This window comes from Rothia nasimurium (assembly GCF_035916755.1).
Lineage (GTDB): Bacteria > Actinomycetota > Actinomycetes > Actinomycetales > Micrococcaceae > Rothia.
On the sequence record NZ_JAYWIX010000010.1, the window covers coordinates 1 to 23,571 of the forward strand.

General features: G+C 60.0%; 21 protein-coding genes. 17 read left to right on the forward strand and 4 right to left on the reverse strand.

Features of this window, described 5'->3' with window-relative positions; all coding sequences use genetic code 11:
• A partial coding sequence (locus tag VSX42_RS10625; RefSeq protein WP_418950800.1) for an LGFP repeat-containing protein occupies positions 1-773 on the forward strand: 773 nt, incomplete at its 5' end.
• On the opposite strand, the gene VSX42_RS10630 is transcribed toward VSX42_RS10625, so the two are convergent.
• A complete protein-coding gene (locus tag VSX42_RS10630) occupies positions 770-1,210 on the reverse strand; it encodes a M23 family metallopeptidase (protein WP_326504247.1) in 441 nt (146 codons plus the stop codon). The genes VSX42_RS10625 and VSX42_RS10630 overlap by 4 nt on opposite strands.
• 620 nt (positions 1,211-1,830) lie before the next feature.
• Between VSX42_RS10630 and rpsB the strand changes: the two genes are divergently transcribed.
• The 12 genes from rpsB to dxr all read left to right on the forward strand — a co-directional run bounded on the left by rpsB (position 1,831) and on the right by dxr (position 13,673).
• Entirely contained in the window at positions 1,831-2,640 is an 810-nt protein-coding gene (rpsB, locus tag VSX42_RS10635) for a 30S ribosomal protein S2 (RefSeq protein WP_185173307.1), read from the forward strand.
• 123 nt (positions 2,641-2,763) lie between these two features.
• A complete protein-coding gene (tsf, locus tag VSX42_RS10640) occupies positions 2,764-3,594 on the forward strand; it encodes a translation elongation factor Ts (RefSeq protein ID WP_185173306.1) in 831 nt (276 codons plus the stop codon).
• A gap of 141 nt (positions 3,595-3,735) precedes the next feature.
• Positions 3,736-4,476: a UMP kinase gene (gene pyrH / locus VSX42_RS10645; protein ID WP_135012806.1), complete on the forward strand. Its 741-nt coding sequence runs from the start codon at positions 3,736-3,738 to the stop codon at positions 4,474-4,476.
• An 81-nt stretch (positions 4,477-4,557) separates the two neighbouring features.
• Positions 4,558-5,115, forward strand: a complete 558-nt coding sequence (frr, locus tag VSX42_RS10650) for a ribosome recycling factor (protein WP_185173305.1) — start codon at positions 4,558-4,560, stop codon at positions 5,113-5,115.
• A gap of 6 nt (positions 5,116-5,121) precedes the next feature.
• Positions 5,122-5,967 carry a phosphatidate cytidylyltransferase gene (locus VSX42_RS10655; RefSeq protein WP_326504248.1) on the forward strand — a complete coding sequence of 282 codons (846 nt, stop codon included), beginning with the start codon at positions 5,122-5,124 and terminating at the stop codon, positions 5,965-5,967.
• Between the two features lie 28 nt (positions 5,968-5,995).
• Positions 5,996-6,589: a DivIVA domain-containing protein gene (locus VSX42_RS10660; protein WP_326504249.1), complete on the forward strand. Its 594-nt coding sequence runs from the start codon at positions 5,996-5,998 to the stop codon at positions 6,587-6,589.
• A gap of 127 nt (positions 6,590-6,716) precedes the next feature.
• Entirely contained in the window at positions 6,717-7,088 is a 372-nt protein-coding gene (locus VSX42_RS10665) for a DUF485 domain-containing protein (RefSeq protein WP_326504250.1), read from the forward strand.
• A gap of 12 nt (positions 7,089-7,100) precedes the next feature.
• Entirely contained in the window at positions 7,101-8,726 is a 1,626-nt protein-coding gene (locus VSX42_RS10670) for a cation acetate symporter (protein ID WP_326504251.1), read from the forward strand.
• A gap of 222 nt (positions 8,727-8,948) precedes the next feature.
• A complete protein-coding gene (locus tag VSX42_RS10675) occupies positions 8,949-9,215 on the forward strand; it encodes a GlsB/YeaQ/YmgE family stress response membrane protein (RefSeq protein WP_326504252.1) in 267 nt (88 codons plus the stop codon).
• Between the two features lie 181 nt (positions 9,216-9,396).
• Entirely contained in the window at positions 9,397-11,235 is a 1,839-nt protein-coding gene (locus VSX42_RS10680) for an ABC transporter ATP-binding protein (protein ID WP_326504253.1), read from the forward strand.
• A 92-nt stretch (positions 11,236-11,327) separates the two neighbouring features.
• Positions 11,328-12,347 (forward strand): alpha/beta hydrolase, encoded by a 1,020-nt coding sequence (locus tag VSX42_RS10685; protein ID WP_326504254.1) that lies wholly within the window; start codon positions 11,328-11,330, stop codon positions 12,345-12,347.
• A gap of 93 nt (positions 12,348-12,440) precedes the next feature.
• A complete protein-coding gene (dxr, locus tag VSX42_RS10690; protein WP_326504282.1) occupies positions 12,441-13,673 on the forward strand; it encodes a 1-deoxy-D-xylulose-5-phosphate reductoisomerase in 1,233 nt (410 codons plus the stop codon).
• A gap of 110 nt (positions 13,674-13,783) precedes the next feature.
• Here the strand turns inward: dxr and pflA are convergent, their stop codons facing one another.
• The 3 genes from pflA to VSX42_RS10705 form a co-directional block, all read right to left on the reverse strand.
• Complete coding sequence (gene pflA, locus VSX42_RS10695; RefSeq protein WP_326504255.1) at positions 13,784-14,665, reverse strand: pyruvate formate-lyase-activating protein; 882 nt, start codon at positions 14,663-14,665, stop codon at positions 13,784-13,786.
• A gap of 9 nt (positions 14,666-14,674) precedes the next feature.
• Positions 14,675-14,926: an autonomous glycyl radical cofactor GrcA2 gene (gene grcA2, locus VSX42_RS10700; protein WP_083093496.1), complete on the reverse strand. Its 252-nt coding sequence runs from the start codon at positions 14,924-14,926 to the stop codon at positions 14,675-14,677.
• A 158-nt stretch (positions 14,927-15,084) separates the two neighbouring features.
• Positions 15,085-17,202 carry a pyruvate formate lyase family protein gene (locus VSX42_RS10705; RefSeq protein ID WP_326504256.1) on the reverse strand — a complete coding sequence of 706 codons (2,118 nt, stop codon included), beginning with the start codon at positions 17,200-17,202 and terminating at the stop codon, positions 15,085-15,087.
• A 423-nt stretch (positions 17,203-17,625) separates the two neighbouring features.
• On the opposite strand from VSX42_RS10705, the gene VSX42_RS10710 reads away from it, so the two are divergent.
• The 4 genes from VSX42_RS10710 to VSX42_RS10725 all read left to right on the forward strand — a co-directional run bounded on the left by VSX42_RS10710 (position 17,626) and on the right by VSX42_RS10725 (position 23,401).
• Positions 17,626-18,972 carry a site-2 protease family protein gene (locus VSX42_RS10710; protein WP_326504257.1) on the forward strand — a complete coding sequence of 449 codons (1,347 nt, stop codon included), beginning with the start codon at positions 17,626-17,628 and terminating at the stop codon, positions 18,970-18,972.
• Between the two features lie 249 nt (positions 18,973-19,221).
• Positions 19,222-20,385 (forward strand): flavodoxin-dependent (E)-4-hydroxy-3-methylbut-2-enyl-diphosphate synthase, encoded by a 1,164-nt coding sequence (ispG, locus tag VSX42_RS10715; protein ID WP_185173294.1) that lies wholly within the window; start codon positions 19,222-19,224, stop codon positions 20,383-20,385.
• 21 nt (positions 20,386-20,406) lie between these two features.
• Entirely contained in the window at positions 20,407-21,591 is a 1,185-nt protein-coding gene (locus VSX42_RS10720; protein ID WP_326504258.1) for a GNAT family N-acetyltransferase, read from the forward strand.
• A 175-nt stretch (positions 21,592-21,766) separates the two neighbouring features.
• A complete protein-coding gene (locus VSX42_RS10725) occupies positions 21,767-23,401 on the forward strand; it encodes a hypothetical protein (protein WP_326504259.1) in 1,635 nt (544 codons plus the stop codon).
• Positions 23,402-23,571: the final 170 nt, after the last annotated feature.

Here is a 23,571-nt window from a genome sequence, read left to right on the forward strand (position 1 = left end):
TGCGTGATGGTGGTGTAGGCCAGACTTTTGCAAAGAACTACACTATCTACTGGACCCCGCGCACCGGGGCCTACCCTGTTTATTTCTCAGGTGGTATTGGTGCAAGGTACCGTGCTGGTGGTTATGAGAACGGGTATGGGTACCCGGTTTTTGCTGAGACTGCTATTTCTGGTGGTGTGATGCAGAAGTTTGCTCTTGCTGATGGGCGTCGGTTTGCTTTTTATTGGACTCCTGAGCATCATCGTACTCATGTGGTGTGGGAGGCCGGTGGTATCGGTGGACGCTTTACTCGCGAGGGTGGCACTGGCACCTACGGTTTCCCTGGTGAGGATGAGGGTGCTTACGCTTACGGGGTACGTCAGACCTTCCGCCTCAATGGGAAAGAAACTCGTTTCTACTGGTCACCTGCTACCGGAACACGGACGATGAACGGCAAGGGTGCTATTTTTAGTCGTTGGGTAGGTTTGGGGCATGCTACTACTCTGGGTTTCCCGCTTACTGATGAAGAGGCTATTCCTGGGGGTGCGCAGCAGGTGTTTAGGGCGCAGAATGGTTGGGAGACTAGGTTGGTTTGGTCACCGGCTACGGGTACTCGTAAGGTTGCTGCTCATGGTGCGCTTTATTGGTATTGGGTTAATAATGGCTATACCAGCACCCTGGGTTTCCCCACGACTGATGAGACTGTGCAGGCTGATGGTAGCGTAACCCTGAAATTTTCTAGTGGTGTTGAGTTGCGGTGGACTGAGGCTGGTGGGGTAGAACGAGTCCGCTAGGCCGCAAAATCATCGCCAATAGGTAGTAGCACGCTAGGGCCTTCAAGCCCTAGAAGTAGCAGGGGGTTCGTGTAATCGAGCCCCCTGCGCGCTGTTTCAGAGCCAGGAGCTGGTTCTCGTACTCCCCAATGCAGACAGAATCTGGGGGCACAGTGCTGAATTTCAGAATCTAGCTGGGCGATGACGTCACCCGCCTGCACGCGGGTGCCCACGGGAAGTGGCTCACTCACCGGCTCAAAGGACGACCGCCGCCCGTCCGGGTGCTCAAGGGTGAGTACCTGCCGATCCACCACGGTGCCGGCAAAAACTACCTCACCCTCAAACGGGGCAAGGACGTTCCCGCCCGGCCCCAGCGCGAGGTCAACGCCGCGGTGCCCAGCAGCCCAGCGGGCAGCTGGCTTCTCAAAGCCCCGAACCACGGTAAGCTGCCCCTCCACTGGGGCCTGCCAGGGTGGCGTCCGCCCCGCAATCGCTAGCGGGGTTGTTGCCCCTACTAAAAGCAGAGCACAGCAACAAACCCCCAGAAACCTCATAAGCCTTCTGGAGAACGATAGAAGAAAAGACACGACAAAAACCTTTCGGTCGGTGCCCGCCCCTTACCCCAGGTGGCGCCAACCGTAGGTTGCTTCCATCTTTACCACTGGAAACCTGCCACCACAAGAGCCAAAACCCCGGTGATTAAAGCCCAATAATGCGGTATAGTTGTTGATTGCAGTTTGCCCCTGCGCCCTGCCCAAAACAGGCAGACTGAGGGCAAGGGGAATCCCTTTACATAGAGACCCCTCCTTGGTGAGCCGTTCATGCGAGTTTCACCCGGGATCTGACGTCGCGTAACGCGAAGCAACTAGCCTCTAGTTGATAAGGAACTTTCGGTCCGGCACAGGCCGGTGAAGGTCTGAGACAGATTCGTCACTCCAACGAAAAAGTCTGAGCGTTACCAGGGGAGCGGGCTTTTTGCCCACACGCTCCACATGTAAACCGATAACTACTATGCGCGGAGCGGAGCTAGCCTGGAATCAGGGGCCCGCCCGGCACCCCTAATACATAAGGAGACGACATGCCCGTCGTAACTATGCGCCAGCTTCTCGACTCAGGTGTCCACTTCGGTCACCAGACCCGCCGCTGGAACCCCAAGATGAAGCGCTTTATCCTCACCGAGCGCAACGGCATCTACATCATCGACCTGCAGCAGTCACTGGCCTTCATCGACCAGGCATACGAAGCTGTTAAGGCAACCGTTGCTCACGGCGGCACCGTTCTGTTCGTTGGTACCAAGAAGCAGGCTCAGGAAGCCATCGCTGAGCAGGCTACCCGCGTGAACATGCCCTACGTTAACCACCGCTGGCTCGGTGGTATGCTCACCAACTTCGCAACCGTCTCAAAGCGCATCGAGCGCATGAAGGAACTTGAGCAGATTGACTTCGACGACGTCGCAGGCTCACAGTTCACCAAGAAGGAACTGCTGCTTCTGCGCCGGGAGCACGAGAAGCTCGAGAAGACCCTCGGTGGTATCCGCAACCTCACCAAGGCTCCCTCACTGATCTGGGTTGTTGACACCAAGAAGGAACACCTGGCTGTTGACGAAGCTCAGAAGCTCGGCATCCCCGTAGTCGCTATCCTCGACACCAACTGCGACCCCGACGAGGTTTCCTTCCCCATCCCCGGCAACGACGACGCAATCCGCTCCGTCAACCTGCTCACCCGCGTCATCGCGGACGCAGTTGCTGAAGGTCTGCTGGAACGCGAAAACAAGAAGGCCGGCAAGTCAGCTAACGCTTCTGAAGAGCCCATGGCTGAATGGGAGCGCGAACTGCTTGAGCAGCACGAAGCTGCTAAGGCAGAAGCACCCGCTGAAGAAGCTAAGTAAAGCCTCATAAGAGAAACGGCACCCGCCCACATTCGGTGGGTGCCGTTCTCACCTTTCTTGCCGGTGCCACCGGTAAGAGCCCAATAGATTTCCCTAATCTGTTCAAAATATAAGGAGTTCACCATGGCGAACTACACCGCAGCCGACATCAAGGCTCTGCGCGAAAAGACCGGCGCAGGCATGCTCGACGTCAAGAAGGCCCTCGACGAGGCCAACGGCGACCAGCAGAAGGCAATGGAAATCATCCGCGTTAAGGGCCTCAAGGGCGTCACCAAGCGCGAAGGCCGTGCAACCGCAGAAGGCCTCGTAGCTGCACGCGTAGAAAACGGCGTTGGCTTCATGATTGAAGTTAACTCAGAAACCGACTTCGTTGCTAAGTCCGAGCCCTTCATCAAGTTCGGTAACGACGTCCTCGAAGCAGCAGTTGCCGCTAACGCTTCCACCCTGGAAGAACTCAAGGCAGCTTCTTACGAAGGTAAGACCGTCGACGAACTCACCACCGAAGCAGGCGCCCTGCTCGGCGAAAAGATCGTTGTTCGCCGCGTAGCTCGCGTTGAAGGCGAGAACGTTGCAGTTTACCTGCACAAGACCTCCAAGGACCTGCCCGCACAGGTTGGCGTTCTGCTTGCAGTAGCTGGCGAGAACACCGAGGAAGTTGCTCACGACGTAGCCGTTCACATCGCTGCAATGAGCCCCAAGTACCTCAACTCAGACTCCATCTCAGCTGAGGACATCGAGGCCGAGAAGCGCGTTGCTGAAGAAACCGCACGCGGCGAAGGCAAGCCCGAGCAGATTATCCCCAAGATCGTTGAGGGTAAGCTCAAGGCTTTCTACAAGGAAAACACCCTGCTCGACCAGGACTTCGCCAAGGACTCATCAAAGTCTGTAGCTGCAGTTCTCGAGGAGAACGGTGCAACCGCAACCGCTTTCGAGCGTTTCCGCGTCGGCGCCTAATACTCGTCAGGTGTGATTGAGCACCAAAAAAGCTCATAGCTCAGGGGAGCCCCGCACAGGGGCTCCCCTTTGCCGTATGCTAGAAACAAAGCGCGCAACGGATGCCGCAAAAAAATTTTGACCTTTTTCAGGAGGGCCACCATGGCAGAGTCAACCAGAACCATCCACCGCGACGACACCGGCCGTCGCCGCGTCCTACTCAAGCTCTCCGGTGAGGTCTTCGGCGGCGGTGAAGTTGGCATCTCCACCGAGGTCGTCCGCGGCATCGCAGAACAGATTGCCTCAACCATCGGCCAGGTCGAAGTTGCAGTCGTCGTTGGCGGCGGCAACTTTTTCCGCGGCGCAGAGCTCTCGGAAGCCGGCATGGACCGCTCCCGCGCCGACAACATCGGCATGCTGGGCACTGTCATGAACTCTCTTGCCCTGCAGGACTTCCTCGAGCAGGCCGGCATCGACACCCGCGTCCAGTCAGCCATCTCCATGCAGCAGGTCGCAGAAAACTACATCCCCCGCCGCGCCATCCGCCACATGCAAAAAGACCGCGTCGTCATCTTCGGCGCCGGCGCAGGCCTGCCCTACTTCTCCACCGATACCGTCTCGGCCCAGCGTGCCCTCGAAATCCACGCTGACGAGGTTCTCGTTGCCAAGAATGGCGTGGACGGGATCTACACCGCCGACCCCAACAAAGATCCCAATGCCGAGCGCCTCTACAAGCTCACCTACGACGAAGCCCTGAAGCGCAATATCCGCGTCATGGACCAGACCGCCTTCTCCCTCTGCAAGGACAACAACGTCACCATGCGCGTCTTCGGTATGCAGGGAGAGGGAAATGTAGCTCGCGCCATTCTCGGCGAGGAGATTGGCACCTTGGTTACTGCCTAAAGGCCTCAAGCCCACTAGACTAGATAGAGACTACTTATACAGCGCCCACTGACGGGCACAACCCTAAAGGACTAACAACAGATGGTTGAAGAAACCCTGCTCGAAGCCGGCGAAAAGATGGACAAGTCCGTCGAGGCCCTCAAGAACGAATTTGCCTCAATCCGCACCGGCCGCGCCAACCCTGCCCTCTTCGCAAACCTCACCGCAGACTACTACGGTGCCCCCACCCCCCTGCAACAGCTGGCGTCCTTCCAGACCCCCGAAGCTCGCACCGTCCTGATCACCCCCTACGACAAGAGTGCCCTGGGTGCCATCGAAAAGGCAATCCGCGACTCCGACCTCGGCGCTAACCCCGCCAACGACGGCAACGTCGTGCGCGTCGTTATGCCCGAAATGACCGAAGAGCGTCGCAAGGAATACATCAAGATGGCAGGCCACAAGGCCGAAGAAGGCCGCGTTGCTGTGCGCAACACCCGCCGCCATGCCAAGACCGCGCTCGACAAGCTGGTCAAGGACGGCGAAATCGGGGAGGACGAGGGCGCACGCGGCGAAAAGGAACTCGACGCCCTGACCAAGAAGCACATCGACACCGTTGATGCGCTGCTGAAGTCCAAGGAAGCTGAACTGCTCGAGGTCTAATACCGCATGACTGTTCACTTTCAAGAACAGCAGCCCCAGGCCTCTAAAGCCGGCAGGAACCTACCCGCCGCCATCACCGTCGGCCTCGTGCTGGGCGCGTTGCTGGCGGTGGGTTTGTTTTTTGTTCCCCTCATCCTGGTGCTCCTGGCGGCTGCTGCCGTGTCAGTAGGCACCTGGGAGGTCTGCCACGGGCTAAACCAGAAGCGCGGTATGGGAATCCCCGTTATCCCTGCCGTTGCCACCGCATTCGTGATGCCCTTTGCAGCCTACTACGGGGGCGGACCATGGCTAATCTTTACGGTGGTCGCCTCAATCCTGGTGCTGATTGGCTGGCGTATTGTGGGGGACCGCGACGGCATGATTATGTCGATTATGGGATCCATCTTCGTGATGTCCTGGGTGCCTTTCATGATTTCCCTGGCCCTGCTGCTCTACCGCGAAGAATCAGGCCCCGGTAAGGTGCTCATGATCCTGCTCATGGCCATCGGTAACGACACCTGGGGCTACATTGCTGGCGTTAAATGGGGTAAGACCCCTATGGCCCCCAAGATTTCTCCCAAGAAAACCTGGGAGGGCTTTGTCGGGTCGATGGTGGGCTCGATTATCGTGGGCATTATCTGCTCCCTCTTCATCGGGGATCCCTGGTGGTATGGCCTGGTTGTAGCTATCTTCCTGGTGGTCGCCTCAACGGCAGGTGACCTGGGGGAGTCCATGGTCAAACGTGAAATCGGCATTAAAGACATGTCGAATATCCTGCCCGGCCACGGTGGCGTGATGGACCGCCTAGATTCCATCGTCTTTGCTATTGCTATCGGCTACGTGATTTTCTCGGTGCTTTCAGCCCTTTTCTAGGGTGGCACTGCTCGATATTGGAGGCTCAATGAAACATCAGGCTGAATCGTCCGGTGAGTTTCGCCGGGTTGACTCCCATGAGAAGGGGTACTCGGTGGCTGCCGTGGACTCCTTTTTCACCCGCCTGGCCGATGATTATGAGTTAATGCTCTCAGGCGCTGAGCTGGGTGCGGACGTGCACACCTCACGCACAGTGCGCGAGGCGGTTTTTGAGCCAGAGAAGGGCGGCTACGCTCCGGACGACGTGGATGCAGCCCTCGACAAGGTTGAGGACCGCTTCTGTGAGCTGGAACGCTACCTGTACGTGCAGCGCTACGGGCAGGGGCCCTGGGATCAGGCAGTGCAGGAACTGCGAGAGTTGCTGCTCGGGCGCCTAGAGCGTCCGGCCGGGCAACGCTTCCGTAGACCTGCCAAGAGGCTGACCAAGGGCTACTTCACTAAGGAAGTTGATGCTCTCTGCGATCGTCTCCTTGCCCACCTCGAGGGGGCGGACGCGCTCACCCCCGCTGATATCAGGGCAGCAGCTTTTAGCCCGGCGACGGGGGACCTCTGCTACGAGGAAACCCAGGTTGATGCTTTCTTGGATCGAGCAATCGAGTACCTCAACGATACAGCCCAGTAAGCGAAGAAAAGCTAAATTGTGCGGACCACCTGAAATATTTCAGGTGGTCCGCACTTTTTAGTCCAGACACTTGTATGTAACGTAGATAACAGGCTAATGTGTTTTCAGTTACACAAAGGAGGTAGTGATGGCACACACATCACCAGAGTCTCACCAGCCCGTTATCGACGCTGAGCATGTCGACTTCCGGGCCGCCCAGAAGAGTGGCGAGTTTAAAGAGCTTCGCGCAACCCACAGGTCCTTCGTTTTCCCCATGACTGTGGCGTTCTTGGTTTGGTACTTGCTATATGTGATTCTGGCGGTGTATGCCCCCGGTTTCATGGCAACCAAGGTGCTGGGCAACGTCAATATCGGCATTATTCTTGGCCTTTTGCAGTTCGTTACCACCTTCACCATCACTGGCTGGTACGTGGCTTTTGCCAATAAGAAGCTTGACCCGCGCGCGAGCAGCCTTCGCGCTGACATTGAATCAGGGCACTACGCCCACAAGACTCACTAAGGGGTGAATCTCATGACGTCAACAGGAACTCTGCTGGCTGCAGAAGCTAGCACTCAGACCGTGGGCACCCCCTGGGTGAACATGGCGGTGTTCGGGGCCTTCGTGCTGGCTACCATGGTGGTGGTGCTTCGCGCCTCTAAGAACAACAAGACCGCAGCTGACTACTACGCTGGTGGCCGCTCCTTTAGCGGTACCCAGAACGGTCTGGCTATCGCGGGTGACTACCTCTCGGCGGCCTCCTTCCTCGGTATTGTGGGCGCTATTGCCCTGCAGGGGTATGACGGCTTCCTTTACTCCATCGGCTTCCTGGTTGCCTGGCTGGTGGCCCTGCTACTGGTGGCTGAGCCCCTGCGTAACACCGGTAAGTTCACCATGGCAGATGTGCTCTCCTTCCGCCTACGCCAGCGCCCTGTCCGAATTGCCGCCTGTATCTCAACCCTGGCTGTTACCCTCTTCTACCTGCTGGCCCAGATGGCCGGTGCAGGTGCCCTGGTTTCCCTGCTGATGGGTATTAGCTCTAAGGCTGGCCAGTCACTGGTCATCATCATCGTGGGTGTACTCATGATTGTTTACGTTCTAATTGGTGGCATGAAGGGCACCACCTGGGTGCAGATTATCAAGGCTGTTCTGCTGGTCTCTGGTGTTGCCATTATGACCGTCTGGATTCTGGCAATCTACGGCTTCAACTTCTCCGCCATGCTCGGTGCTGCGGTTGAAACCTCCGGTGGTAACGAGAAGATTCTTGAGCCCGGCCTCAAATACGGCCTGAATGACCTGACCAAGCTGGACTTCATCTCCCTCTCCCTGGCCCTGGTCTTCGGCGCAGCTGGCCTGCCCCACGTACTCATGCGTTTCTACACCGTTCCTACCGCTAAGGAGGCCCGTAAGTCGGTGGTCTGGGCTATCGTACTGATCGGCCTCTTCTACCTCTTTACCCTGCTGCTCGGCTTCGGCGCTGCAGCCCTGGTGGGTGCGGACGCCATCAAGGCGGCTCCCGGCGGCGTCAACTCGGCAGCCCCCCTGCTGGCCTTTGAACTGGGTGGCTCCCTCTTGATGGGTGTTATCGCGGCGGTTGCTTTCGCAACCATCCTGGCTGTGGTTGCGGGTCTGGCGATTACCGCGTCCGCCTCCTTCGCCCACGATATCTACACCAACGTTATCTGCAAGGGCAACGCTGACCCTGCCAAGGAAATCCGCGTAGCAAAAACCACCGTGGTGGTTATCGGCCTGCTGTCCATTGCAGGTGGTATCGGCGCCCAGGGGCAGAACGTAGCCTTCTTGGTGGCCCTGGCCTTCGCGGTAGCTGCCTCGGCTAACCTGCCCACCATCGTCTACTCCCTCTTCTGGAAGGGTTTTAAGACCCGCGGTGCCCTCTGGTCTATGTACGGTGGTCTGAGTATCTCCGTTGTCCTCATCATCTTCTCTCCGGTGATGTCCGGTGCTGAGACCTCTATGATTGCCGGTGCTGACTTCGCCTGGTTCCCCCTGGCTAACCCCGGTATCGTAGCTATCCCTGCCGCCTTCCTGCTGGGCTTCCTGGGCTCACTCGGTGGTGATAAGGAAGATGAAATCAAGCAGGCTGAGATGGAAGTTCGTTCCCTCACCGGCGTCGGTGCAGAAGGAGCTATTGACCACTAAGAACCGGTAGGTTTGTGTCTGCTGTAAGCCCCCATTACTGGCAGCCCATAGCAGGGTTTGTCGGTGGTGGGGGCTTCTGTGTGGGGTTGAGGGTGTAACACGGGGAAATGGTAAGCCAGCACACTTGTAGCTTGCTTAGCTTTATCTTGGAATCTGATATAAACTAGAAGCACACTGAATAAATCGAGGCTTTGGCCTCGATACTTACGAAAAAAGGAAAACATGTCAATTTTCGGTTGGATTATTATTGGTCTTCTTGCTGGCGCTATCGCAAAGCTGATTATGCCCGGTAAGCAGGGTGGTGGCATCCTGGTCACCATGGTGCTCGGTATCGTAGGTGCTATGCTCGGCGGCTGGCTTGGTTCCTTCCTGCCCTTCCTCTCAGACGGTATGAGCAGTGGCGTCGGTATCGGCACCCTCTTCACCGCCGTTGTAGGCTCACTGCTGGTCCTCTGGATTTACGGTGCCATCACCAAGAACAAGGCCTAAGCCCTAGTAGCTTAACTCTAAGCACCCAAGCCCCGGCGGACGTCCTCGCATCAAAGCAGGCGCCCACCGGGGCTTTGTGCTACCCGCGTGGGCAAAAGAACACTGCTCCCTCAACCAGGCGGGCGGACGCCGGCGGTAGGGTAGTGGGGCACCACAAGAACACCGGCAGGTAGGGACCTTCATGAAAAGCATCGCCAGAATCGTTAGAGCCACAAAAGAGCTATGGCCCTACTTCGTAGGAATCATCATCTGTGCGGTACTTACCAGCGCAACCTCCCTGCTGGCTCCCTTCATTATTTCGGGGGCAACCGATGCCGTCGTGGGGCACCTGAACGGTTCAGCCCCCACCACCGGCACAGCCATCGCCTGGTTCGCGGCCGCCTACCTGGTAGCCCAGCTGGTGAGCGTTCTGACCACCAATATCGGCGGCTACATCGGGGACGTGATGAGCCAGCGCATGCGCACCATTCTGTCGGTGCGCTACTACGAGAAACTGCTCTCCCTGCCCCTGTCCTACTTCGATACCGAGCTGACCGGCACCATCATAGCCCGGCTCAACCGCTCCATCACCGAAGTCACCAACTTCGTCAAGACCATGAGCAACACCTTCATCTCCCTGGTACTCACTACTGTCTCGGTGATTGTGATTAGCTCCATCTACTACTGGCCCCTGGGGTTGCTGCTCATTATCATCTTCCCGGTCTACTTCTGGCTCACCAGCAAAACCAGCGAAAAATGGCAGGTCTGGGAAGGCGAGAAGAACGAGAATATCGACATCGCATCCGGCCGCTTTGCCGAAGTTATCGGGCAGATTCGCGTGGTCAAGTCCTTCGGCCGCGAGCGCCGGGAACTCACTGATTTCGGTGGTCGTTTCGAAAAGACCATCGGGCTCACCCGCGCCCAGTCTAAGTTCTGGCACGCTATGGACGTTGCCCGGCTCTCCTTCCTCAACCTCATCTTCTTCGCCCTCTACCTGCTGATTTTCCTGCGCACCCTGGCCGGGGACTTCACCATCGGCGACATGGTGCTGCTCATTCAGCTTCTGGCTATGGCGGTTGCTCCCATCAATTCGCTCTCCTGGATTGTCGACACCGCCCAGCGCGCTATTGCCGGTTCTAAGGACTACTTTGAGGTCATGGAACGGCAGTCAGACGCCCGCGCCCTGGCCATTACCGCCGGGGCTGCCGGGGCGCGTCCGGATTCCGCTACTGATGCCGTTGCCGCCAGCCTCACCGCTGAACCCGGGGCCGAACTCGTCCGCTTTGAGGGCGTAACTTTCGGCTACGAGGGGGAAGCAGATGTGCTGCACGGGATTGATCTGGCGGTGAAGCGTGGTGAGCGTATTGCCTTTGTGGGGGAGTCCGGCGGGGGTAAGTCGACCCTCATGGCCCTGCTTGAAGGTCTCTATGACCCGCGTGAAGGCCGGGTGCTGGTGGACGGCATGGATATTGCCGGTAGCGACCTGGCGCAGGTGCGCTCGCTGATTGGCATGGTCTTCCAGGACGCCTCGCTCTTCTCGGGCACTATTGCCGAGAATATTGCCTACGGCCGCCCCGACGCTACCCGGGAGCAGATCATCGAGGCTGCCACTAAGGCGAACGCCCACGATTTCATCTCAAAGTTTGCGGACGGCTACGAGTCGCTGATCGGTGAGCGCGGCCTGAAGCTCTCGGGCGGCCAGAAGCAGCGTATCGCTATTGCCCGGGCCATGCTCAAGGACGCCCCGATCCTGATTCTTGACGAAGCTACAAGCGCCCTGGACACCAAGGCCGAGCGGGCCGTGCAGAAGGGACTGGAAGAGCTGATGGAGGGCCGAACCTCCCTCATCATTGCCCACCGTCTCTCGACCATCGCAACGGTAGACCGTATCGTCACCCTCAAGGAGGGGCGGATTGATGAGGTGGGCAGCCCTGCTGAGCTGGCGGCCTCCGGTGGTATCTACGCCGAATTGCTGGGCCTGCAGAATAGCGGCGGTAAGGCTAGCAAGAAGAAACTGCAGAGCTTCGACATCGTCGGCTAAAAGGGGTAGGTACCATCTAGGTCAGAAATGACCATCAACTAGGTGGGTTTTTCTGACCTAGATGGTACCTACCGGGGTGTAAAACTTAAGGTATGAAGAAAAGCACCCTCACCACCTTAGCCGGTGGGCTCGCCCTCGCCACCGCCGGTCACTTTGCCTTTTGGGGCTACCAGCAGCACAAGTACGTTCACCCGGAGCTCCGCCACTGGAAGCTCTTTATCGCACCCCGCCCCGGTTACGTTGCCCTGAAAGGACGCCTGAAGCGCGAGCCCCAGCGCGCCTTTGCCGTCGTTGCGCCCCCGGCCCCCGGCGTCCGCGTCGAGATGGTCGATGTGGCCCAGCCCGACCTACCCGGTGGCCTGCCCTGCTACCTCAACCTGCCCGAGCACCGCCAGTACGACGGGGCAGTGCTCTGGATTCACGGGGGCGGGCACGTGCTCGGTTCCACGGGCCCCGACCAGGCAAAAGTCTCCCAGTTGGCTGCCGACCTGGGCGTGCCCGTCCTCTCCGTTGAGTACCGCAACGCCGGTGAGGCCCCCTTCCCCGCCGACCTTGACGACTGCTACGCCGCCCTGCGTTGGCTGCAGACCCACGCTGAAAAGTACGGCATCAACCCCGCCAAGATTGCCCTGGCAGGTTCTAGCGCCGGTGGCGGCCTGGCTGCCTCCCTGGCCCAAAAAGCCCTGGATACCGGCCACCCGGTCGGCTTCCAACTACTGGCCTACCCCATGCTCGATGACCGCACCGACCGACCCGCCCAGCCCGGCCAGGGCCGCTGGCTCTGGACCGCCCTCGATAACAAACTGGCCTGGAATACCTACCTGGGCGGACGCGCGGGCGCAGCTTCCCTGCCCGACTACGCCGCCCCTGCCCGCCGCCACAACCTGGCGGGCCTACCGGCAACCTGGATTAGCGTAGGCGATATCGACCTCTTCTACGCCGAGAACTCCTCCTACCACCAGCGCCTGCTGGCCGCCGGGGTCGAAAGCACCCTGTATGAGGTACCCGGCATGTACCACGACGCCCCCGGCCTGAAGCCCACAGCCCCGGTCGTCCGCGAACTTGAAGCTGCCCAGCGGGCCGCCCTGCGGGCCTTCTTCGAGGGCAACTAGGGCCTGTGAGAACATAGAATCATGCGATTTGGCTCAACTCAGCGCTTCGGCGCCTCCCGCGAAACCCTCACCGACCAGCTAGCAGACTTCCTGATAGGTGGGCGGACGGTCACCCTGCTCGGCTCCACCGGGTCCATCGGCACCCAGGGCGTGCAGGTCATCGACCACCTCAATTCTCTGGCAGGGACCTCCACCGGCAGCGACGACGCTCCCGTGCTCGTCACCGCCCTCTCAGCTGGCTCCCGCTCCCTGCCCCTTCTGGCAGAGCAGGCCGCCCGCCTGCGTCCGCACCTGGTCGCTACCAGCGGCACCGAATCGGACGCTGCCACCCTGCGCTCGCTGCTGGCTGAGCTGGCGCCGGGCTACAGCCCCCAGATTGAGTGGGGCAAGGACGCCGCCACCGCCGCAGCCCGCGCCGGGGCGGATGTGGTGCTCAACGGCATCACGGGCTCTATCGGCCTGGAACCCACCCTGGCTGCCCTGCAGGCAGGCTCCCAGGTGGCCCTGGCTAACAAGGAATCGCTGATTGCCGGTGGCGAGCTGGTTAAGGCCGCCGTGGACGCCTCACCCCTGGACCAGCCCATGATTCCGGTGGATTCTGAGCATTCTGCTCTGGCCCAGGCTCTAGCATCGGGCACCGACCGGGAGATTGACCGGCTGGTGCTGACTGCCTCGGGTGGGCCCTTTAGGGGCATGACCTACGAGCAGTTGCGGGAGGTAACACCGGCGCAGGCTCTAGCCCACCCCACCTGGGATATGGGGCTGGTGGTGACCACCAACTCGGCCTCTATGGTCAATAAGGCCCTGGAGGTGCTGGAGGCCCACCACCTCTTTGGCATTGACCTGGACCGTATTGATGTGACGGTTCACCGCCAGTCGGTGGTGCATTCTATGGTGCAGTTTGTGGACGGCTCGACCCTGGCTCAGGCGTCCCCGCCCACCATGCTGCTGCCCATTGCCTTGGGGCTAACCTGGCCCCACCGTATTCCGGGTATCGCGCAGCCCTGCGACTGGTCGCAGGCTACCGAGTGGACTTTTGAGCCCCTGGATAACAAGGCCTTCCCGGCGGTGGAGATGATTAAGCGGGCGGGCCAGCGGGGCGGTACCTTCCCGGCGGTCTTCAACGCGGCGAATGAGGAGGCGGTTGCTGCCTTCCACGTCGGCGCTATTCGTTTTACCGACATGATTGAGACGACCGGGCGGGTGCTCGATGAGCACGCGAGTTCATCGGCCCTGGCCGAATCTGGTTTTCTGACTCTGGACACGGTGTTGGAGGCTGAACGCTGGGCCCGCACCCGTGCCAACGAGATCCTAGGGCAGGCCTAGACCCCGTATAGGCGTGTCTAAAGAGATGACCCCCTCGTTTCTCTCTTCACCCCGAGATAATCCATGGGGTAAAGAGAGAAACAAGGGGGGCATCGTTTGATGAATGCAGCCTAGAAAACGGTGAGGCCTCGTGCGCGGAAGATGTCGCGGGCGGATTCGGTGGCTTCTTTGCTGGGCGGGTGCACGTCCTTGAGCTTGTAGTCGTAGCCCAGGGACTCCCACTTGTCGGTGCCCATCTGGTGGAAGGGCAGCACCTCAACACGTTCAACGACGTTGCGCCAGCGGCAGACGATATCGGCGACCTTTTCGATGTTGTCGGGGGCGTCGGTGTAGCCGGGTACCAGCACAAAGCGGATCCAGATTTTCTTGCCGAGGGCTGAGAGCCTGTCCCCAAAGTCGATGGTGGGCTGCAGGGCGCGGCCGGTGAGCTCTCGGTAGACCTCTTCAGCGCCTGACTTCACATCGAGTAGCACCAGGTCAACGTTATCGAGGAACTCGTCAGAGGCGTGGGCCCCGAGGAAGCCCGATGTATCGATACAGGTATGGATTCCGAGGGATTTTGCGCTCATGAGGATGTTCTCGGCGAAGGGGCGCTGCATGAGAACTTCGCCGCCTGAGATGGTGATGCCCCCGCCGGTGGCTTTGAAGACTTTGCGCATGCGCTTGATTTTTTTGATGAGGTCGGCTGCCATGACGGGTTTTCCGTCCTTCATGTTGAAGGTGTCGGGGTTGTGGCAGTAGAGGCAGCGCAGGGGGCAGCCGTTCATGAAGATGGTCATGCGGGTGCCGGGCCCGTCGACGGCGGTGACCAGTTCCCAGGAGTGCACGGAGCCGAGTTGCCCTTCGCGCATGAGTTTGAGTTGGGCGGAGCGTTCGAGTTCGGTGAGTTCGCCCAGGCCCCAGGTTCCTGCCCCGGAATGCCGGTCCGCCGGCGGAGCAAATGCTAGCTCGCCGGCGGTATCGGTTATCTCGTGAGAGATATCAAGTGACATGAAGAATCACTAGGCTCCGTGGTGGAAGGTGCGTGAGAGTACGTCGAGCTGCTGTTCGCGGGTGAGGCGCACGAAGTTGACGGCGTAGCCCGAGACACGGACGGTCAGGTTGGGGTACTTGTCGGGGTTCTCCATGGCGTCCTCGAGGGTTTCGCGGTTAAGGACGTTGATGTTTGCGTGGTAGAGGCCCTTGGGGGCGGTCTTGTTGGCGCGGTTTGCCTTCATGGAAGCGAGGCGCTCTTCGTAGGTCTTGACGGCCATGATGTTCTCCTTAGTGGTGAGTTGATTGAAATAGTGCGGCAACCCAGGTTCGCAGCGAAGCTGCTGGCTCGGTGGCTGGCGTGAATCGCCTTGTGAGCGAAGCGAACCAGGTGAGAGGGTCGGCAGCGAGCGCGAACCTGGGGAGCCGTTCTGTAGTTTTAGTCCTCTTCAGGAATGAATCCTGCGTCCAAGATTCCGACCAGGTTGGTGACCTGTTCTTCCTTGGTGCGGCCGAGGGCGGTGGGGGTAATGGTGTTGGTTAGGGAGATGCCGTCGAGGGCGTCTTCGTAGTCCAGCTTGCCGACCGAGAGCATGGAGGCGACCATGCCGTGGGTGTCCATGCCGTTTTCGGGGTTGGCGCCGGGGGAGAAGGGGGTGCCTGCACGGTGACCGGAGGGGAAGTTACCGGTTGCCTTGCCGTAGACCACGTTGGAGGTGATGGTTAGCACCGACTGGGTGGGGATGGCGTCGCGGTAGAGAGGGATGGCTTTGATCTTCTCCATGACGGTGTGGACGATGGTGGCGGCGATGTCGTCGGCGCGGTCGTCGTCGTTGCCGTAGGCGGGGAAGTCGCCTTCGGTGATGTAGTCGACGATGAGGCCGGTTTCGTCGCGGACGGGGGTGACGGTGGCGTACTTGATGGCGGCGAGGGAGTCGGCGACGATGGAGAGGCCGGCGATGCCGCAGCCCATGGCTCGGATGATGTCTGAGTCGTGCAGAGCCATTTCGATGGATTCGTAGGCGTACTTGTCGTGGCTGTAGTGGATGATGTTGAGGGCTTCAACGTAGGTGGCGATGACCCAGTCGAGCATTTCTTCGTACTTGAGCCAGACTTCGTCAAAGTCGAGGGGGCCGTCGCCCTGGATGGGCTCGTAGCCTTCGACAATCTGCTTGCCGGTCATCTCGTCGCGTCCGCCGTTGATGGCGTAGAGCAGGGCTTTGGCGGCGTTGACGCGGGCGCCGAAGAACTGCATCTGCTTGCCGATTTTCATGGGGGAGACGCAGCAGGCGATGGCGACGTCGTCGCCCCACTGTTCACGAATCTGGGGGTCTGATTCGTATTGGATGGAGGAGGTTTCGATGGAGATGGCGGAGCAGAATTCCTTGTAGCCGGTGGGTAGGTTTTCGTCCCAGAAGATGGTGATGTTGGGTTCGGGGGCGGGGCCTAGGTTGCGGAGGGTCTGCAGCAGGCGGAAGGAGGTTTTGGTGACGAGGGTGCGGCCGTCGTCGGCGAAGCCACCGTCGGACCAGGTGGCCCAGTAGGGGTCGCCGGAGAAGATCTGGTCGTAGTCGATGGTGCGGAGGAAGCGGACGATGCGGAGTTTGATGACGAGGGCGTCGATCATTTCCTGGGCGTCGGTTTCGGTGATGAGGCCGGCGGCGAGGTCGCGTTCAAAGTAGACGTCGAGGAAGCCGGAGAGGCGGCCGATGGACATGGCAGCGCCGTCTTGGGATTTGACGGAGGCCAGGTAGGCGAAGTAGGTCCACTGCACGGCTTCTTGGGCGGTGCGGGCGGGGCCGGAGATATCGAAGCCGTAGAGGGCTGCCATTTTCTTGAGGCGCTTGAGGGCTTTGATCTGTTCTGAGTGTTCTTCGCGGTAGCGGGCCCAGTGCTCTGAGAAGCCTGCGTCGGCAACGGCGTGCTTGGCGCGTTCTTTGTCGGCGATGAGGTTGTCGACGCCGTAGAGGGCTACGCGGCGGTAGTCGCCGATGATGCGGCCGCGGCCGTAGGCATCGGGTAGGCCGGTGATGATGTGGGAGGAGCGGGCAGCGCGGATGCGGGGGGTGTAGATGTCGAAGACGGCGTCGTTGTGGGTCTTGCGGTATTCGGTGAAGATTTTCTTGATGTTTTCGTCGGGTTCTTTACCGGCTTCGCGGATTGCGGTTTCGACCATGCGCCAGCCGCCGTTGGGCATCATGGCGCGCTTGAGGGGTACGTCGGTTTGGAGGCCGACGATGACGTTGTCGTCGTCTGAGATGTAGCCTGCGGGGAAGGCGTCGATTTCGGCGGGGGTGTGGGTGTCGACGTCGTAGACGCGGTTTTTGCGTTCGACGGAGAGGTAGTTCTTTTCGAGGGTGTCCCAGATGCGCAGGGTCTTGTCGGTGGGCCCGGCGAGGAAGGCGGCGTCGCCTTCGTAGGGGGTGTAGTTTGCAAGGACGAAGCCGCGCACGTCGATGCTGTCTTGCCAGGGGCCTGGGGTGAAGCCTTCCCAGGCGGTGGCGGATTGTTCGTTGACAAAGACTCCCGTTGCGGGGGCTTCAACCTGTGCAGTCATGATGAGTGCTCCTCGTGAAGTGATGGGGTGGCGCCTTTGCTGAGGCGGCGCGCTTTCTTCTTTTATTCTGCCCAGTTTGCCCGGTAAAACAAAATAGGTATAGCAGATGCTTAAAAACACTGTGGTGCACTAATGGTTTATATTTACACTAATCAGAGCGGGTATTGAGGGCTTTTGTTCACTTTTTGAGCACTTACCGCAGCCTAGATGAGGCCCAGAAATCCCCTCTTTGACACTTTGTGACGTAAAGGCCTTTTTGACCCAAAAGTAAAGGTAGGAACCACCCCAAAGCCCTGCTCACCTTCCCTCTTTGTGGGCAAACTCCAAGGCCATCTAAGGCGACAGCTCCCAGCCTCATGACGTACTCTGGCAGGTGACCTGCCCAACCACCACGGGCGCCGCATCTACAAGGAGCACCCCCGCGTGACCGTCCTACTTTTTATCGTCGGTGTAGTGCTGATGGCCCTAGCTATCGCCGCCTCTATCGCCCTGCACGAGCTGGGCCACCTGGTGCCCGCCAAACTCTTTGGCGTGCGCGTACCCCAGTACATGATCGGGTTCGGCAAGACCCTCTTCTCCTGGCGGCGCGGCGAAACCGAGTACGGCTTCAAGGCCCTGCCCTTAGGCGGCTACATCTCGATGATTGGCATGTACCCGCCCGGCAAAGACGGAGCGGACGGACGCGCAGGCGGCACCAGCCCCCTCCAGCAGCTTGCCCGTGAGGCAAGGGCGGCAGACGCCGAACGCATCACCGAGGCAGACCAGGACAGGCTCTTCTACCAGCTGCCGGTCTATAAGCGCATCATCATTATGCTGGGCGGGCCTTTCATGAACCTGCTCATCGGTGTGGTGGCAACCGCGGTGCTCGTGACCGGCTTTGGCTCCTACCAGCCGACCGCCAGCGTCCAGACCGTTGCCCAGTGTGTACAAACCGTGGACTCCACCAACGCCAATACCGCTAACTCCATCGAGTGCGGAGCCGAAGACCCCCAATCTCCTGCCAACGCAGCAGGGCTGCAACCCGGGGACACCATTACCTCTTTCGCCGGGCAGACTATCACCAGCTGGGACCAGCTCACCGAACTGATTCGCACTAATGCTGATACCGAGGTGCCCTTTACCGTTGAACGCGCCGGGCAGAGCCTAGAGCTCACCATCACCCCCATGCTGACCGTGCGCCCTATCTACGATGAACTCACTGGAACCTACCTCACCAACTCCGACGGAAGCTACCAGACTCAGGAGGTCGGCTTCATCGGCATTGGACCCACCAGCGAACTAACCCCCGGAACCATTGGCGAGGTGCTGCCTACAGTAGGGGAGTCCCTACAACGCATCGGGGCCACCCTCATCAAGCTGCCCGCCCGCGTCTACGGGGTAGCCGTCACCCTGGTCACCAACGGCGAGCGCGACGCCAACAGCCCGGTCTCAGTCGTGGGCGTGGGCCGCATCGCCGGTGAAATTGCCGCCCACGACCAGATTATTCTGCGCGATAAGGCAGCCTCCCTGGTATCCCTGGTAGCCCAAATGAACCTCATGCTCTTTGCCTTCAACCTTATCCCCCTACTGCCTCTCGATGGCGGGCACGTTCTGGGCGCCCTCTGGGAGGGCTTCCGCCGCAAGACCGCCAAGCTGCTCGGACGGCCCGACCCCGGCCCCTTTGACCCTGTCAAGTTGCTACCCCTGACCTACCTGGTAGCAGGAGCCTTCCTGCTCATGACCGTGATTCTCGTAGCCGCCGATATCTTCAAGCCGGTGAGCGTGTTCTAGGAGCCGAGTAGGTTAGGAGCTGAGTAGGTGGGGTAGGATGCCCTCGCAGCCGACTGGCTGGGGCTGGCATGAATTGAGCGAGCGCCCCAGCGCGAGCTCAAGAAGGTTAGTCGGCTAGAGGGCATCCTGCCCCGCCCTCCCCGCCCTTGTGTGCCTTAGCTCAACCGCTCTTTGAGCTGAAGCGTGGCACAATAGATAGTTGAACAGGTGCGCAATGACCGCACCGCCAAAGAACCTTTGGAGGAAGATTTGACCTCGGTCGCCCTTGGAATGCCCGCTGCTCCGCCGCCCGTTTTGGCTCCGCGCCGTAAAACCCGCCAGTTTAAGGTCGGTAGCGTAGGTGTTGGCTCAGAATCTCCTATCTCGGTGCAGTCCATGACCACCACCAAAACCCACGACATTGGCGCGACCCTGCAGCAGATTGCCGAGCTGACTGCAGCTGGTTGCGATATCGTGCGCGTTGCCTGCCCCACCGATAAGGACGCAGAAGCCCTGCCCATTATCGCTAAGCAGTCCCAGATTCCCGTTATTGCCGATATTCACTTCCAGCCCAAGTACGTCTTTGCAGCTATCGAAGCTGGCTGCGGCGCTGTGCGCGTGAACCCCGGCAATATCCGTAAGTTCGATGACCAGGTCAAGGAAATTGCCGCAGCCGCTAAGGACCACGGCACCTCGATTCGTATCGGTGTGAACGCCGGTTCGCTCGATAAGCGTCTGCTGGAAAAGTACGGTAAGGCGACCCCTGAGGCGCTTGTCGAATCAGCGGTGTGGGAGGCTTCCCTCTTTGAGGAGCATGGCTTCCAGGACTTCAAGATTTCGGTTAAGCATAACGACCCCGTCATTATGGTTGAGGCCTACCGCCAGCTAGCTGCTGCCGGTGACTGGCCCCTGCACCTGGGCGTCACCGAAGCAGGCCCCGCTTTCCAGGGCACCATTAAGTCAGCAACTGCCTTCGGCGCCTTGCTTTCAGAGGGCATTGGCGACACCATCCGCGTTTCCCTGTCTGCGCCCCCGGTTGAAGAGGTCAAGGTCGGCTCCCAGATTCTTGAGTCCCTGAACCTGCGCCCCCGCAAGCTCGATATCGTTTCCTGCCCCTCCTGTGGTCGTGCCCAGGTGAACGTGTGGGAACTGGCTGAGAACGTCACCAAGGGCCTTGAAGGCATGAAGGTGCCCCTGCGCGTGGCCGTCATGGGCTGCGTCGTCAACGGCCCCGGCGAAGCCCGCGAGGCCGACCTGGGTGTAGCTTCGGGCAACGGCAAGGGCCAGATCTTCGTCAAAGGTGAGGTCATCAAGACCGTGCCCGAAGAAGACATCGTGCAGACCCTGATTGAAGAGGCCAACCGCATCGCCCGTGAGATGGAAGAACGCGGCGAAATTGACCTTTCAGGCGAACCCACCGTTTCAGTCTCCTAAACAGCTAAAGAAAAGCCCACCGTGACCGTCTTTTCACGTTTCTCCCGCAGGGCAGAAGATGCCCTGATCCGCCCCCTCACCAACGATGACCGGGCGGAACTTGAAACCATGATTGAGTCGGACCCGGTGGGCTTTCTCTTTGCCGCCGAGCACCTGCACCACTTCGGTCTGCCAGCCCCCAGCGCCCTGACCTCGCTCAAAACTCCTCACGGTTTTATGGGCGTCTTTGTGCCCCGCGAAGTCCCCGGTGAGGCGGGGCCCAAGGGCGCTACCCCCGCGGCTCCTGCGTCCGGCCTGACCCTGCCAGTGGGGGAGCGGCTACCAACGCGAGTCAAAACCGCCCTCGACGGCTTATGGTCTATGACCGGAGCCCGGGTAGGACGCTCGGCGGGAGCCCACTTCGCAGAGCCCCTTGACCGCACGGCAACCCCCATGCCGGGCCTAGCTGAGACCCTGACCCCGGCTCCCCAGCAGCGTGAACCCCGCTACTGCCTGGTGGGGGCCTTCTGGCTGGGCGCTAACTGTGTACCGCTGACGGTGCCCGAACCCTACCAGCGGCAGGTTGCAGCCTATATCTGGCGGCACAACCGGCGCATCGGCTCCATCTTTGGTCACCGCGAACCGGTCATGGGAATTTGGTCACACCTCGCTTCGCGCATGCCCACCCCCTTTGACGTGCGGGAAAACCAGCCCCTTCTGGAGTTGCCCGTGACTGCTGACCTGAGCGAGCTCGTCCGCGCGCCCCTGGCCCGCCCCTCCCTTGATGCCCCCGCTATCACAGAGCCGGTTCGCTGGGCTCGAACCGACGACAGGCCCAGCCTGCTACGGGCATCCGTTGCCATGTTCACCGAAGAAGTCGGCTACGACCCCATGACGCGTGACCCTGCAGGCTACACTCGCCGTATCGACGAACTCACTCGTACCGGCCGCACCCTGGTGGCCGTCAACAGTGAGAACGTGGTCATTTTTAAAACTGACCTGGGTCTTGCCCACGACTCCACTTGCCAGCTTCAGGGGGTTTGGCTACACCCGGCCTACCGCGGTCAGCGCCTAGCCCCCGTGCTCCTAGCACAGGCCTGCCACCTGATTCGCCAGCGCTTCCCCCACCTTTCCCTCTACGTCAACGGCTACAACGCCCCCGCCCGCGCGCTCTACGCCGCAACGGGCTGGCAGCAGCGTTCAACTTTTGCAACCGTCCTGTTTTGAACAGGGATATCCCCCAGTGGGGCCACATATGTCCCCCAAACGGTCGGTTTCTTCCCTGGGCATAAGCTGGTAATTTTGAGCATGCACACTTTTTACTCTGCATCGCAGGTCTGAAACCCCACCCACCATTTCAGGCGCAGAGCACTCAGATCACCACGAACTTTTAGGGAAAACATTGAAGAGCCTCCGTACACCTCTTGGCGTATCCACCCTCCTCGGTCTCTCACTGACCATGGCCCCCGGCGCCTTCGCCGCAGAAGCCGTGACCGTAGACACCACCACCCCCATCGGCGCCTACTGGGAAAAGAACAAGGACGTTCTCGGTGCAGCAACCGGCGAGCAGCAGACCTTTACCAACGGCGCTACCCAGCAGACCTTCGAAAACGGTGTAGTCACCCAGGGTAAGTACGGCGGCGTGCAGGCAATCACCGGCGCAGCAGGCGAAGCCTTCATGAAGGCCGGCGGCACCGAAAAGTTCGGCAACGCCGAATCAGCCCCCTGGAAGCACAGTCACTGCGGCCTCTCCATCACTACCCACGACAGCAAGACCCGCTGGCTCGTCGTGCTGGATGAAAACACCCAGGCAGGCTCCTACATCAACCTCAACTCAGCTGAGGCCAAGGCCTGGCAGGCAGAGCGCTCCAAGACCCGCGCCTGCTTCACCAACAATGCTGTGGTTGAAGCTACCCCCGTGCTGCCCGAGACTCCGGTAGCTCCTGCTGAGCCCGAAGCCTCCGAAACCCCGGCTGAGCCTGAGGCCCCTGTTGAGGCTGAGACCCCCTTTGTACCTACTCCTCGCGCGGCTGACCCTGAAGCTCCGGTCGTTCCCGAAACCCCTGTAGCTCCCGAAGCTCCGGTTGAGGCTGAGGGCCCTGTAGATACCAATTTTGGTGATGCAGCCAATAAGATTGCCGATGCCCGCGCGGTTGCCGCTGCCAACGGTGTAGCTGTTGCTGAAACCGGTGGCGAGCTGACCAAGGCAACCGCAGATTTGGTAACCCAGGACTTCGGCGGCAACGTCTCAGCCATCTACTCCATCGCCCAGGATCGTGCGCTCATGATCAACACCGATGCGCTCGCAGCCTACCTGGCTCAGCCCGCAGAGTACGGCACCTACCTCTACCAGAACGAGTACACCAAGCACTGGAAGACCGGTGCCCTGGAACTGCGCGCCCTCTTCTACAACACCACCGCTGAGAACTGCTCCACCCCCGTCACCTGGGATGATCACGGTTACGCCCTGTTCTCCACCGGCACCGCGGTAATCTCCCACTACTTCATCCAGTACGACGACTACGGTACCTGCATCAACTGGGACAACCAGACCACCGCTTCCCCCGTTACCTGGGGTGAAGGCCTGATGGATCGCACCGCTACCGGCACCGAAATCGACACTACCTACGACTGGTCAGCAGCCAAGTTCATTCCCCTACAGCAGGTCCTAGAACTGCGCGTGGACGCCAACAAGGTTGTTTACATCAAGGCTGACGCTCAGGGCAAGCCCCTGGCAGGTGCCAAGCCCGTTGAGTCCTCAGCCCTGACCGAGGCACTGAACCTAGCTGACCGCGGCCGTTTCTCCTCCTACAACGACTGGGCTAACGGCGGTAACTGGAACATCTGGAACGAAATGACCATGCTCGGTGCCCCCGTTGCTGAAGCAACCGAGGCAACCGCTAACGGCACCACCATCGTGACCCAGCAGTTCGAAGGTGGCACCCTGGTCTGGACCAAGGGCACCGCTTTCATGACCGCCGAGCTCAACGACCTGGGCCAGGCCAAGCTGGCCTGGTACACCGCCCTGGGTCTCTAAGGTCTTAGGCTTTCGCAGAATTTTCTGCGCGGACGCCGGCCCCCACCTACCTGCCCAAGGGCAGGGGAGTGGGTGCCGGCGTCCTCTCTTTAAGGCGGGGTACACACCCCGCCGGTTGGCGGTAAACTGGTAGTTAAGTATGCCCACCCCGACCTGCACGGTCGGTGAAC